This window comes from Pseudonocardia sp. NPDC046786 (genome assembly GCF_040645415.1).
GTDB lineage: Bacteria > Actinomycetota > Actinomycetes > Mycobacteriales > Pseudonocardiaceae > Pseudonocardia > Pseudonocardia kongjuensis.
This window is the reverse complement of the sequence record NZ_JBEYYF010000009.1, coordinates 113,254-126,963: the sequence shown is the minus strand read 5'-3', so window position 1 is coordinate 126,963 and position 13,710 is coordinate 113,254. Positions and strand designations below refer to the sequence as shown.

The window sequence follows — 13,710 nt, the reverse complement described above, 5'->3', positions numbered from 1 at the left end:
AACGCCACGCACCGCGCTGTAGGGCCCCCGATCCACTCGCCCCGACGAGCGACGAGCACGAGCACGGAAGCAGGATCATGACGAGCACCGAATCGGCCGCGACGACCGCAGCCCTGGTCAAGGACCTGCGCACGCTCGCACTGAACCTGGAGAAGGACCTCAAGGTCCGGGCCCGCGACGACGCCGAGATCGCCTCGCGGCTGACCGCGGAGTACGAGGCCGCGCGTTCCGCGGACCGCACTGCGGCGAGCTACACGGAGTGGCTCGGAGGCCGAGTCACCCAGGCCGCGGCGGCGTGGGTGCTGAGCACTGTCTTCGTGCGGTACTGCGAGGACAACGGCCTGATCGACCGGCGGTTCCTCGCCGGGCCGGCCGAGCACCTCGGCGAGGCCGAGGACTACCAGGGCGCGTTCTTCACCGAGAACCCGACACTCAACAACCGGGACTGGCTCGAGGCGGCGTTCCGGCACATCTCGGACGCGCACCCGACCGCGGCCGGCCTGTTCGACGCCAGGCACAACCCGCTGTGGGACATCACGATCTCCTACGAGGCGGCGAACGACCTCATCGCCTTCTGGCGGCGCCGCGACGACAGCGGCGCGATCCGCTACGACTTCACCGGATGGGACACCCGGTTCCTGGGCGACCTCTACCAGGATCTCTCCGAGGCCGCGCGGAAGACCTATGCGCTGCTGCAGACGCCGGAGTTCGTCGAGGAGTTCATCCTCGACCTGACCCTCGATCCGGCGATCGAGGAATTCGGGCTCGACGGGCTGCGGACCATCGACCCCGCTTCGGGCTCCGGGCACTTCCTGCTCGGGCTGTTCCGGCGGATTCTTGCGAAGTGGCGGGAGCAGGAGCCGGGGACCGACGACTGGACGTTGATCCGCCGGTCGATGGAGTCGGTACATGGGTGCGACAAGAACCCGTTCGCGACATCGATCGCGCGGTTTCGGCTCCTCGTCGCGGCTCTCGACGCGGCGGGGGAACAGCGGCTCGCGCGGGCCGAGATGTTCCCGATCAATGTGGCGGTCGGCGACTCTTTGCTGCATGGACGGGACGCTCCGGGGCGTCAACAGGAGCTTGCATTCGACGACGAGCCGTTCATCTACTCGACTGAGGATGTGATCGACTACATCAGGTCCGGCGACCTGCTCGGGTGGGGGAGCTACCACTCCGTTGTGGCTAACCCTCCCTATATCACGCCGACCGACCCGACGGAGAAGCGTGAGTACAAGGATCGGTATCCGGCATGCGCTGGGAAGTGGGTGCTGTCCGTTCCGTTCGCCGAACGCCTCTTCCAACTTGCGGTACGCGCGGAGGGGTCGAGCAGGCGGGCGGGCTTCGTCGGCCAGATCACGGCGAACTCGTTCATGAAGCGTGAGTTCGGCAAGAAGCTCATCGAAGAATTCTTCCCATATGTACATCTGACACACGTCGTCGACAGCTCAGGCGCGTACATTCCCGGCCACGGAACTCCGACGATCATTCTGGTCGGACGGAATCATCTGGGTCGAACAGGTGATCCGGTGCGGGCGGTCAGGGGCATCCGTGGTGAGCCGGCCCAGCCGATCGACGCGTCGCGCGGCTCGGTGTGGCGCGCCATCGTCGAGCAGATCGCCCGGCCAGGGAGCGAGAGCGACTGGGTGTCGGTGGATGACGGGGACAGGTCTGTCTTCGCTCGTTATCCCTGGTCCCTCGCCGGCGGAGGCTCGTCAGACGTCGTGGACACGCTCGATAAGGCTTCGGGCACGCTGAAGAGCAGCCTCGGCCGGCCGATCGGTTTCGCCAGCTTCCCCGGCCAGGACGACGTGTTCTTCCTGAGCCACCCGTGGTTCGATCAACGATCGATCACCGGATCGCTTCGGCGTCCGCTGATTGTCGGTGAAGTCGTCCGCGACTGGTGGGTCGATTCGGTAGACGACGGTCTCGTGCCGTACGACGACTTGCACGCGCCGGTCGAACTTCATGGGGAGGAGCCGTGGGGGCGCCACTTGTGGACCATGCGGAGGATCCTCACCTCCACCGTGGGCTTCGGGGGTGAATCACGCGGCGACAGCGATGATCCATGGTGGACGTGGTACCGCTGGGTTCCGGAGCGGTACCGCACGCGGTTGTCGGTCACCTTTGCCTTCGTCGCGACACACAACCACTTCGTTCTGGACCGAGGCGGGAAGGTCTTCAACCGGTCCGCGCCGGTGATCAAGCTTCCGGCGGAGGCGGGTGAGGACGACCACCTGGCATTGCTCGGGCTGCTCAACTCGTCGACGGCGTGCTTCTGGCTGAAGCAGGTGTGCCACAACAAGGGTGAAGGGGGCGGCGCACGAGTAGAAGCTGGCTACGCTGCGCTGGGCAGCGAGGCGTGGAAGAACACTTACGAGTTCACCGGCACCAAGCTGCAGGACTTCCCCCTCCCGGCTGACCTGCCCCTCGAACTCGGCCGCGCCCTGGACGGGAACGCCCAGCGCCTCGCCGACCAGGAACCGTCCGCGGTCTGCGAACGACAGACCCCGACCCGCCCCACCCTCGACATGGCCCGCGCCGAACACTCCCGCATCCGCCAGCGGATGATCGCGCTCCAGGAAGAGCTCGACTGGGAGGTCTACCAGTCCTACGGCCTGCTCACCGACACCGAGGCGAAGGCACTCCGCACCGAGAACCCCGAACCGCTGGCCCTCGGCGAGCGCGCGTTCGAGATCGTCCTCGCCCGCAAGGTCGCCGCCGGCGAGGCCGAGACGGCCTGGTTCGACCGCCACCGCTCCACCCCGATCACCGAGCTGCCCGCGCACTGGTCACCCGAGTACACGGCCGTCGTCGAAGCCCGGATCGCGATCATCGAGGCCCGCCGCGACATCGCGCTCATCGAACGGCCCGAGTGCAAGCGCCGCTGGGCGTCCGACCCGTGGGAGAAGAAAGAAGCCACCGCGCTGCGCACCTGGCTGCTGGACCGCTGCGAGGACCGCGGCCTCTGGTACACGATGCGGGACGGGATCGAGCAGCCGCGCACGCTGACCGTCAGCCAGCTCGCCGACCGCTTCCCGCCGGATGCCGACATCCACGCCGTCGCCGCGCTGTACGCCGAGGACCACCTCGACCGGCGCGACATGACGCTCGCGCAGGTCCTCGAACAGGTCGTCGCCGACGAGCACGTCCCCTACCTCGCCGCGATGCGCTACAAGGACTCCGGGCTGGAGAAGCGCGCCGAGTGGGAACGCACCTGGGAGGGGCAACGCGAGGAGGACCGGACGGGCACGAACCTGAACCTGCCCGTCCCACCGAAGTACAAGCCCGCCGACTTCCGCAAGACCAGCTACTGGAGCCACCGCGGCAAGCTCGACGTGCCCAAGGAGCGATTCGTCTCCTACCTCGACGCGAGCCCGGACGCCGACCCGACGCTGCTGCTCGGCTGGGCGGGCTGGGACCACAAGGACCAGGCGCAGGCGCTGGTCAACCTGGTCAACGACCGCACCACCCAGGCCGGCTGGGACACCGAGAAGGTCACGCCGCTGCTCGCCGGGCTGGCCGAGCTGATGCCCTGGGTGCACCAATGGCACGGTGAGTACGACCCGGAATGGGACGGCACGCCCGCCGAGGAGTACCAGACCTTCCTCGACCAGCAGCGCGCCGACCGTCAGCTGACCGAGCGGGCGTTGCGGGACTGGCGTCCCACCGCCCCGACCCGCGGACGCCGACCGAGGAGCACCTCGTGACCGACACCTACCTGCGCGACGTCCTGGACCTGCCGGAGTCCGTGCACGCCGGCGACTTCAAGATCGAACTGACCGGCGGGTTCACCGAGGAGCAGACCGCCGAGCGGGTCCGCGAGTACGTCGTCACCCCGCAGCTGGGCACGGCGTTCGACGACGCCCTCGGCGTCGTGCGCGCCGGGGTCCGCAGTGGCAACTCCTACGCCGCCTACCTGCACGGCTCGTTCGGCTCCGGCAAGAGCCACTTCCTCACCGTGCTGCACGCCGTGCTCAACAACGACCCGGTCGCGCGGGGCAAGCCCAGCCTGCAGCCGATCATCGCGAAGCACGACGACTGGCTGCACGACCGCCGCTTCCTGATGGTGCCCTACCACCTCATCGGCGCGGCCGACCTCGACTCGGCGCTGCTCGGCGGCTACGTCGCGACCGTGCGCGATCTGCATCCCGAGGCACCCGTGCCGGCGGTCTTCCGCTCCGACGCCATGCTCGCCGACGCCGCGACCATGCGTACCCGCCTCGGCGACAACGCCTTCATCGGCCTGCTCGCCGACACCGCGACGAGCACCGACGGCGATGACGACGATCTCGACGTGATCGGTGAGGCTCCGGGTGGGGGGTGGACCCCGGCAGGCCTCGACGAGGCGTTCGCCGCCCCCGCGGGCTCGCTGACCCGGCGGGCACTGGAATCGGCGCTGCTGACCGGGCCGATGAAGTCCTACAGCCGTGGCGCCACCGGCGACGCCGCCGCGTTCCTCCCGCTGGAGAACGGGCTCGCCGTGATCTCCGAGCACGCCAAGTCGCTCGGCTACGCCGGCGTGGTGCTCTTCCTCGACGAGCTGATCCTCTGGCTGCAGGCGCACATGACCGACCAGCGCTTCGTCAACACCCAGGTCAGCAAGCTCGTCAAGCTCATCGAGTCCGGCGTCGCCGACCGCGCGGTGCCGATCGTTTCCTTCATCTCCCGGCAGCGGGACCTGTCCAAGCTCGTCGGCGAGGACGTGACCGGCGCCGCGGTCAAGAACCTCGAGACGCAGGTCGAGTACCTCGCCGAGCGGTTCGACGTCGTGTCCCTGGAGGACTCGAACCTGCCCGCGATCGTGCGCGAGCGCGTCCTCAAGCCCCGCGTCGGCAAGGAGCACCTGCTCGACGAGGCGTTCGCCTCCATCGAAACCAGCCGGGCCGGGGACCGCGAGGTGCTGCTCGACGCCACCGGCGTCACCGAAGCGAGCTGGGACGACTTCAAGCGCGTCTACCCGCTCTCGCCCGCGCTGCTGAACGTGCTCGTCGTGCTCGCCGGAGCCCTGCAACGTGAGCGCACCGGCCTGAAGCTGCTGCAGGAGATGCTGCACCGCCGCCGCGACGATATGAAGGTCGGGCAGCTCATCCCGCTCGGTGACCTGTGGGACGTGCTCACCGACGGCACCGGCGCCGCGTTCACCACGACGCTGCGCCGCGAGGCCGAGGCGGGCAAGCGGTTCCACGACAAGGCCCGCACCCACCTGCTCGGGCTCTACGGCTCCGAGGACGACCCGCGCTTCGTCGCCGCCGACCGGTTCGTCAAGACCCTGCTGCTCGCCTCGCTGGCCCGCGAGGTGCCCGCGCTCAACCGGCTCACCGGGGCCCGGCTCGCCGCGCTCAACCTCGGGTCCATCCGGTCCCGCACGGTCGAACCGGGCCAGGTCGTGGTCACCCGCCTGCGCGAGCTGCAGGCCGAGTTCGGCGAGCTGCGTAGCGAGGGGGAGAAGGACCCCGTCTTCGCGCTGCACCTGTCCGACCTCGACGTCGAACCGCTGCTCGACGCCGTCGGCGAGCAGGACAACGTCGGCGCCCGCCGGATCTGGATCAAGGACCGGCTGTGGTCCGCGCTGCGGATCCCCGACCAGCAGTCCTTCGTCTCCGAGCGCGAGCACGTCTGGCGCGGCACGAGGCGCACCGTCGAGTTCGTGTTCGGCAACGTCCGCGACACCGTCGACATGCCCGAGCCGCAGTTCCGGCCCGGCGCCGACGGCCGGGTCCGGTTCGTCTTCGACTACCCCTTCGACGATGCCGACCACTTCCCGTCCAGCGACATCCAGCGTGTCGACAGCCTGCGCCGGGCCGGGGTGGAGGGCGCGACCCTGGTGTGGATCCCGCACTTCCTCACCGAGCAGCGCACCGCCCAGCTCGGACGGCTCATCAAGATCAATTTCCTGCTGGACAAGAACCGGCTCGACGAGTACGCCGCGCATCTGTCCGGCGACGACCGGGTCCGCGTGCGGGTGCAGCTGCAGGCCCAGCGGGACAACCTGACCTCCCAGCTCACTGCCGCGCTGGACCAGGCCTACGGGATCGCGAGGGCGGACACCACCAGCGTCCGCACCGACCTCGACGACGGCGTCGTCAGCACGCTGTCGCTGCTGCCCGGCCACAGCCCACGCCTCGCCGGGGGTGCGTCGCTCGAGCACAACGTCGCGACACTGGCCGACGGTCTGTTCGGCACGCTGTACCCGCAGCACCCGGACTTCGATCCTTCGGGAAACCGCAAGGCACTCACCCTCGGCGAGCTGCGCACGGTCCTGCGGTGGGTCACCGCCGCGACCGAGAACGGCGACCGCCGGGTGGAGGTCACCAGCAAGGACCTGCAGCTCGTCCGGCGGGTCGTGCACGGGCTGAAGCTCGGCGAGGTCACCGACGGGCCGCTCTATCTGCACGTCGAGTGGAAACAGCAGATCGAGAAGCACGCCGCGGCCCACGGGGTGACCGGTGACTTCCCGGTCGACGAGATGCGCCGGTGGGTTGCCGAGCTCGTCGGGCCGGGCCTGGACCGCCCGGTGGCGAACCTGATGATCGCCACCTATGCGCTCCTGGCCGACCGGGCGTGGGTGCACCATGGCGTGCCCTCCGACCCGCCGGATCTCGATCGGATGGGCGCGGGCGACGCGCTGCGTGCCCAGGAACTGCCCGGTCCCGACGAGTTCGCCGCCGCCCGCACCCGCGCCTCCACCCTGTTCGGCATCACGGTGCCCGAGCCGCTCTTCGCCCGGAATGTCCAGCAGCTGGTGACCCGGGTCCAGCAGCGCGTCACCGAGCTGGAGAGTGACGTCGTCGGGGTGTGGCAGGCGCTCGAGCGGCATGCCGGCGACCTCGGTGTCGACACGACGGAACCGCGGATCAAGACAGCGCGCGCAGCGGCGGACCTGCTCGCGCGGCTGTCAGGAATCCGGGACACGACCGCGTTCACGCGGGCACTGGTGGCCGACGACGGGCAGCAGGTCTCCGACCCGGTGCTCGGCGCCGCTGTCGTCTCCACCCCCGCGGTGCGGCGGGCACTCGACGCCGTCCAGTGGCAGCTACTGTCCTCGGCCCGGAACCTCCGCGACCACCCGAAGGTCGGTGAACGGGCCGAACGGCTCAGCACGCAGGTCGCCGAGGCGGCGCGGGCCGAGCAGTTCGAGATCGATCTGGCGGTGGTTCTGACCAGGGCGAACGGTGACGCCATCGGCATCGTGTCGGACGCGACGCTCGATCCGCTCCCGGTCCCGATCCCCAACCCGGGGCCGACCACGGCCCGGCCGCCCGCTCCGACGCCCCCACCCGCCCAGGAACGCCGTGAGGTCTCCGCATCCGATCTCGACGCCGTCGTCAACGAGATCGAACGGGCTGTCCGCGCCACCCCGAACGTCCGCTACGAGGTGACGTGGCGGATCCTCGACGGAGGGAACGGATGAGCCCACCGGAGATCGACGACCGCACCGTCGGGCAGCTTCTGCGCAGCTACCTGCCGATCGAGCCGTACCGTCGGCTCGTCCTGGTGCACGGCCGGTACGCGGCCACGGCGCGTCCCCGGTTCACTGTCGACATCGACGGCACCGAGCACGACGTCACCGTGCACGACGACCACTCGGTCCTCGGTGTGTTCGGCGCCTGGCAGGAACACCGGGAGTCCGCCGGCGACACCGCCGTGCTGGTCGTCACCACCGGTGTGCCGGACGACCGGCTCGGCTGGGACCTGCGTGGGCATGCTCTGCGACGCACCACCCTCACGGTCGACCGAGCCGAGATCGTCGCCCAACGTTTCGGCGCCACCGAGGTCGAGACGCGGCTCCGAAAGGAACCGTGGCTGCTCGATGCGCTGCTCGAGGCCGAACCTCCCGAGGGCTGGGTCCGCACTGGACCGGTCCTCACCTACGAGGTCGCTGCCCGAGCCCTCGTCGCGGTCCGGTTCGGCCTCGCCGACGGCGCCCCCGACGCGGGTGCTCTGTTGGACTGGTCGCAGACCGCCGGACCCGCAAGGTTCCTCGACCTGTCCCCGGACGAGCAGCAGGGCTTGAGCCGCCGCCTCGCCGAGACGGTCGGTCCGTTCGCGGTCGTGTTCACGGCGCTGGTCCGCCGCGAACAGGCAGGTGACGTGCTGCCGCTCGGTGTGCTCGTCTCACTGCTCGATGAGGAGGCGGTCCCCACCGACATCGCACTGGCGGTCGGCGGACTGCTCGGGGGAATCAGCGCCGACTCGGCCTCCCGACACGCGTTCGTCGTGGCCGTGCAAGGCACCCTCGAACGCTGGATCGTTCAGGCAGAGGCCGGAGGCGCACGCGGTGAGGAACACCGCCGCAAGGTGCTCGACGTGCTCCGCCGCGCCGACGAGATCGCCACCGACCGCGGCGTCGATGCCACCGAGCACCCCTTCCTCCCGTCCGGATTCCGGGGACTGATGCGCGCGGTTGCAGCTGCACTCACCGCACAGCCTGACGGGATGGCCGTGCAGATCGCCGAGGGTGCGCTCGACCGGCTGCGCGAGCACCGGCTGTCCCGGTTGCACCCCGAGCGGCCCGCCGCCGCCGCGATGGCGGTCCGACTGATGCGCTGGCTCGCCGACCCCGTGACCGGCACCGCGGATGCCACCACCGGCTCCGTCGTCCGTGCGGTCACCGAGCACATCCGGACCGGCGGCTGGGTCGACCGTGCCCTCACCACCGTGTGGGCGGGGGAGACCACCGCCGAGCCGGTTGTCGGGCACGCCCTTGGCATCGTGCACGATGCCGCCCGCCGCCGCCGCGACGAGCTCGACGAGCGGTTCGCCGCGCTGCTGCGCGACTGGACCGAGCACTCCGCGGCGACCGCTCCCGGCGGCGCGCTGCTCGTGGAGCAGGTCCTCGACGAGGTTGCCGCACCACTACTGCCGGAGGCGGGGGCTCCGCTGATCGTCGTCATCGACGGGATGAGTGCCGCGGTCGCCGTCGAGCTGGGGGAGCAGATCCTCGACCGTGGCTGGGCCGAGCTCGGCCGCGATCCCGGCGGCCGCGAGGCGGCCGTCGCGGTCGTCCCGTCGGTCACCCGGATCTCCCGGGCGAGCTTGCTCACGGGTACCACGACGGCCGGCGACCAGGCCGTCGAGCGGGATGGGTTCGCCGCGCTCTGGAAGCGGCACGGCCACGACGCAGACCTGATGCACAAGTCCGACATCGCCGGCACCGCAGGGCGCAGGCTCTCCGAACGGCTGGTCACCGCCCTCGCCGATCCCGAACGCGTCGTCGGAGTCGTGCTGAACACCGTCGACGACGCGCTCGACCACGGTCGCGAGGGTGACCGCACCGGCTGGCGACTGCACGACATCACCTACCTGCCCGACCTGCTCGACGCGGCACGCAGCTACGGCCGTCCGGTCGTCGTCGTGTCCGACCACGGGCACGTCCTCGAACGCTCCACCGACTCGGCCAAGGCCGGCGGCCCGAACCAGGCACCGTCCGCGCGATGGCGCACCGGTGCCCCCGGCGACGGCGAGATCGAGCTGCGCGGGCCTCGGGTGCTCGAGGGTGGTGGCCGTGTTGTGGTCCCCTGGCGGGAGGACATCCGTTACACCAACCGGCGTGCCGGCTACCACGGCGGAGCCTCGCTCGCCGAGATGACAGTGCCCGTCCTGGTGTTCCGGCCCGGGCCGCCGACAGCGCCGATGGGCTGGTCGATCCTCAACCCGGAGACGACCCGGCCACAGTGGTGGAGCGGCCGGCCCGTGCCGGTCGTCCCGCAACCCGCAGAGCCGTCCCCGCCCGTGAGGAAGAAGCCGGCCCGCCCGAAGGTGCCCGACGACGCAGCCGGGCTCTTCGAGCTCCCGGCGGCCGCCGCCGAGCCGGCGCCGACACCGACGCCCGCAACGAAGCAGGCCACACTGGGCGCCCGCGTGGTGGCATCCGCCCCCTTCACCGCGCAACGCCGACTGCTGCCACGGGCACCGGAGCCGGACGCGGTGGCCAGACTGCTCGACGTTCTGAACGACGGCGGCGGCGAGATCAGCGCGACCGCGGCCGTCACCGCCCTCGGCCGGGTCGGACGCGAGCCCGGGCCCGTCATCGCGCACCTGCAACGACTGCTCAACCTGGAGGGTTACCAGGTGATCGCCTTCGACGGCCGCACCGTGCGACTCGACGTCGACGTGCTCAGCATGCAGTTCGGATTGGACCGCCGGTGACCGGCCCGGTCAGCGAGGCTCGCCGCCGCGACGTCATCGACGCGTTGCGTCGCGGCACCGTACCCGCCGCCGGTCTCGATCTCCTCGCCGTCGGGCTCGACCGGTTCGCCGGTGCGATGGACGACGACATTCGCACCGCGGCCCGCGGTGGCGCGGCCTTCCACGCCGTCCGCGGGGACTACGGCTCCGGAAAGACCTTCTTCGCGCGCTGGCTCGCCGAGCGTGCCAAGCGCGCCGGGCTTGCCACCTCGGAGATCCAGATCTCGGAGACCGAGACACCCCTGCACAAGCTGGAGACCGTCTATCGACGGCTCACCGAGCGGCTGACCACCGCCACGTATCCGCCGTCCGCGCTGCGCGCCGTGGTCGACTCCTGGCTGTTCACGCTGGAGGAGGAGATCCTCGACGCCGGAGAGATCGACACCGACGATGTGGCCGGGCTCAGCACCGCCGTCGACGAGCTCATGGAACAGCGGCTCGCCGGCGTCGCCCGCACGACACCCGCCTTCGCCTCGGCGATCCGCGGTTACCGGCACGCCCAGCAGGCCGGGGACGTCGCCACCGCCGAGGCGCTCGTCGCCTGGCTCGGGGGACAGCGGTCCGTCGCGGCCTCCGCACGCCGCGCCGCCGGGGTGCGCGGCGATCTCGACCACTTCGGTGCACTTGGATTCCTGCAGGGACTCCTCGGCGTACTGCGCGACTCAGGGCATCCCGGGATGCTCGTCGTCCTCGACGAGATCGAGACCCTGCAGCGGGTTCGCGGTGATGTGCGGGAGAAGGGGCTCAACGCGCTCCGCCAGCTCCTCGACGAGATCGACTCAGGCCGGTTCCCGGGCCTGTTCCTCGTCATCACCGGGACCCCGGCGTTCTTCGACGGCCAGCAGGGTGTGCAGCGGCTGCCGCCGCTCGCCCAGCGCCTCGCCACCGACTTGTCCACCGACCCGCGGTTCGACTCACCCCGCGCGGTACAACTGCGACTGACCGGATTCGATCTCGAACGCCTCGGCTCGTTGGGGCGCGCGGTGCGGGATCTCTACGCGGGGGCGGCACGTCACCCCGAGCGGGTGCGAGCCGCGGTCGACGACGCCTACCTGGATGAGCTCGCCCGTGCCCTGACCGGTGAGCTCGGCGGCAAGGTCGGGATCGCGCCTCGGCTCTACCTGCGCAAACTGGTGCAGGACGTACTCGACCGCGTTGACGAGCACGCCGATTTCGATCCCCGCACGCACTACGCCCTCACGATCGCGTCGCATGAGATGACCGACGTCGAACGCAACGCGGGCCGTCCAGGCAGCGCGGGAGACATCTCGCTGGACCTGCCGTGAGCATCGAACTGCTGGCCCCGGGACTGGCACACCACATCGTCAACACCCTCGGCTGGCGGAGCCTGCGCCCGCTGCAGGCAGACGCCGTCGATCCGCTCCTGCGCGGCGACGACGCGGTGCTCCTCGCCCCCACGGCCGGCGGCAAGACCGAGGCCGCGATGTTCCCGCTGCTGTCCGCGATGGAAGCACAGCGCTGGACCGGGACGTCGGTGCTCTACATCTGCCCCCTCAAGGCCCTGCTCAACAACTTGCTGCCTCGACTGCAGAGCTATGGCGGTTGGCTCGGCCGCAGCGTCGAGCTGTGGCACGGCGACATCACACCCGGCGCGCGTCAACGGATTCTCCTCAACCGCCCGGACGTCCTGCTCACCACACCCGAGTCGCTGGAGGCCATGCTCGTCGGGACCCGGGTCGACCACGACCGGTTCTTCGATGGACTGCGATCCGTGGTTGTCGACGAGGTGCACGCCTTCGCCGGTGACGACCGGGGCTGGCACCTGCTCGCCGTCCTCGAACGTCTCTCCAGGGTGTGCGGGAGACCGTTGCAGCGGATCGGCCTGTCGGCGACCGTCGGCAACCCCGCTGAGCTACTCGACTGGCTGCAAGGGGCAGGACGCGGCATCCGGGCGTCGACCGTTGTCGCTCCGCAGGCCGGGTCCGCGGTCGCCGGTGCCGACGTCGAGCTCGACTACGTCGGCTCGGTGGACAACGCGGCCACCGTGCTCGCGGCCCTGCACCGAGGCGAGAAGCGACTGGTGTTCTGTGACAGTCGCGCGCTGGTGGAGAAGCTGGGGACCGCGTTGCGGGAGCGGGGTGTCACCACGTTCCTGTCCCACGCCTCGCTCTCGGTCGACGAACGTCGACAGGCCGAGGCCGCGTTCGCCGAGGCGCGCGACTGCGTGATCGTCTCGACGTCGACGCTCGAGCTCGGCATCGACGTCGGCGACCTCGACCGGGTCGTGCAGATCAACGCGCCGCGTACCGTGGCGTCGTTCCTGCAACGGCTCGGCCGGACCGGTCGTCGCCCGGGCAGCACGCGGAACTGCCTGTTCCTGGCGCTCGACCAGAGATCCCTGTTGTGGGCGGCCGGGTTGCTGCAACTGTGGGGCAGTGGCTACGTCGAGCCCGTCACCGCACCGCCGGAGCCCCGGCACATCGTTGCCCAGCAACTACTGGCCCTGTGTCTGCAGCAGGGTTCGGTGGGGACGCGCCTCGCTCTCGACGCCTGGAACGAGCTCCGGCCGTTCGACCCCGGATCGCAACCAATCCTCGATCATCTGCTCGACGAGGGTTTCGTCGACCGCGACGGCGAGCTCATGGGCATCGGGCCGGCTGCGGAGAAGCGCTACGGCCGACGCCACTTCATGGGCATGACAGCAGTGTTCACCGCACCTCCGCAGTTCCGCGTGTTCGAAGGACGCCGAGAGATCGGGCTACTCGATCCCGCGCTGCTCACCGACCAGGTGGAGGGCCCACGGCTCATTCTGCTCGCCGGGCGGAGCTGGCGGGTGAGCTGGGTGGACTGGGGCCGTCAGCGTTGCTTCGTCGAAGCGGACGAGCGTGGTGGCAGGGCCCGCTGGGGCACCGGTGGGCTCGGCGGAGCGAGCTTTGCGCTCGCCCGCGCCGTCCGGACTGTGCTCCTGGGAGAAGACCCTCCGGTCACTCTGACCGCGCGTGCCTCCGATGTGCTCGCCGAGCAGCGCGACACGGAGCGGTACACGGTTCACCCGGGTGGCACGGTGGTGATGCGGGAGGGCGCCGACCTGCGCTGGTGGACCTGGGCCGGCTTCCGGACCAATGCCACCCTCGCCGCGACGCTGTCCGATCTCGTCGACGACACACAGCGGGTCAACGACGTGTCGATCCGGATCCGGGGTGATGTGAGCCGGGACGTGTGGGTGGCCAGGTCCGCTGATGCCGTGAAGCGTCTGTGCCTGCCGCACGTTGACGAGCGGGCGCTCGACGGGCTGAAGTTCTCCGACGCCCTGCCGCGGAGGCTCGCCGTGGCGACGCTGGCGGCACGGTTGGCTGATTTCGACGGTGCCGCATCGGTCCTGGACGAACCGGTGCGCTTCGGCACGGTCTGAGTGGGCCTCAGCCGGACAGCTGCCCCGGACACACGATGTCATCTTCGAGATGCCCGACCCGAAGCTCTTCCGGTCGTCGGTGACGAACTGGCCCGCCCCGGCGACCACGGCCGTGGCCAGATGCGTCGAGTCGGCTGCCCACAACC

5 protein-coding genes are annotated in these 13,710 nt (G+C 70.3%); all 5 read left to right on the top strand.

The features are described 5' to 3' along the window. Positions 1-77 precede the first annotated feature (77 nt). From pglX to ABZ881_RS13875, 5 genes are read left to right on the top strand one after another with little or no spacing between them, the layout of a single operon-like run. Positions 78-3,710, top strand: coding sequence for a BREX-2 system adenine-specific DNA-methyltransferase PglX (gene pglX, locus ABZ881_RS13895; protein WP_358484577.1), 3,633 nt, complete (start codon positions 78-80; stop codon positions 3,708-3,710). Then, positions 3,707-7,414, top strand: coding sequence for a PglY protein (locus ABZ881_RS13890; protein WP_358484575.1), 3,708 nt, complete (start codon positions 3,707-3,709; stop codon positions 7,412-7,414). Before pglX ends, ABZ881_RS13890 begins: the two co-directional genes overlap by 4 nt. Next, positions 7,411-10,152 (top strand): BREX-2 system phosphatase PglZ, encoded by a 2,742-nt coding sequence (pglZ, locus tag ABZ881_RS13885; protein WP_358484573.1) that lies wholly within the window; start codon positions 7,411-7,413, stop codon positions 10,150-10,152. Before ABZ881_RS13890 ends, pglZ begins: the two co-directional genes overlap by 4 nt. Beyond that, complete coding sequence (gene brxD, locus ABZ881_RS13880) at positions 10,149-11,477, top strand: BREX system ATP-binding protein BrxD (RefSeq protein WP_358484571.1); 1,329 nt, start codon at positions 10,149-10,151, stop codon at positions 11,475-11,477. Before pglZ ends, brxD begins: the two co-directional genes overlap by 4 nt. Further along, a complete protein-coding gene (locus tag ABZ881_RS13875) occupies positions 11,474-13,564 on the top strand; it encodes a DEAD/DEAH box helicase (RefSeq protein WP_358484569.1) in 2,091 nt (696 codons plus the stop codon). The genes brxD and ABZ881_RS13875 overlap by 4 nt, the downstream gene beginning before the upstream one ends. Positions 13,565-13,710 lie beyond the last annotated feature (146 nt).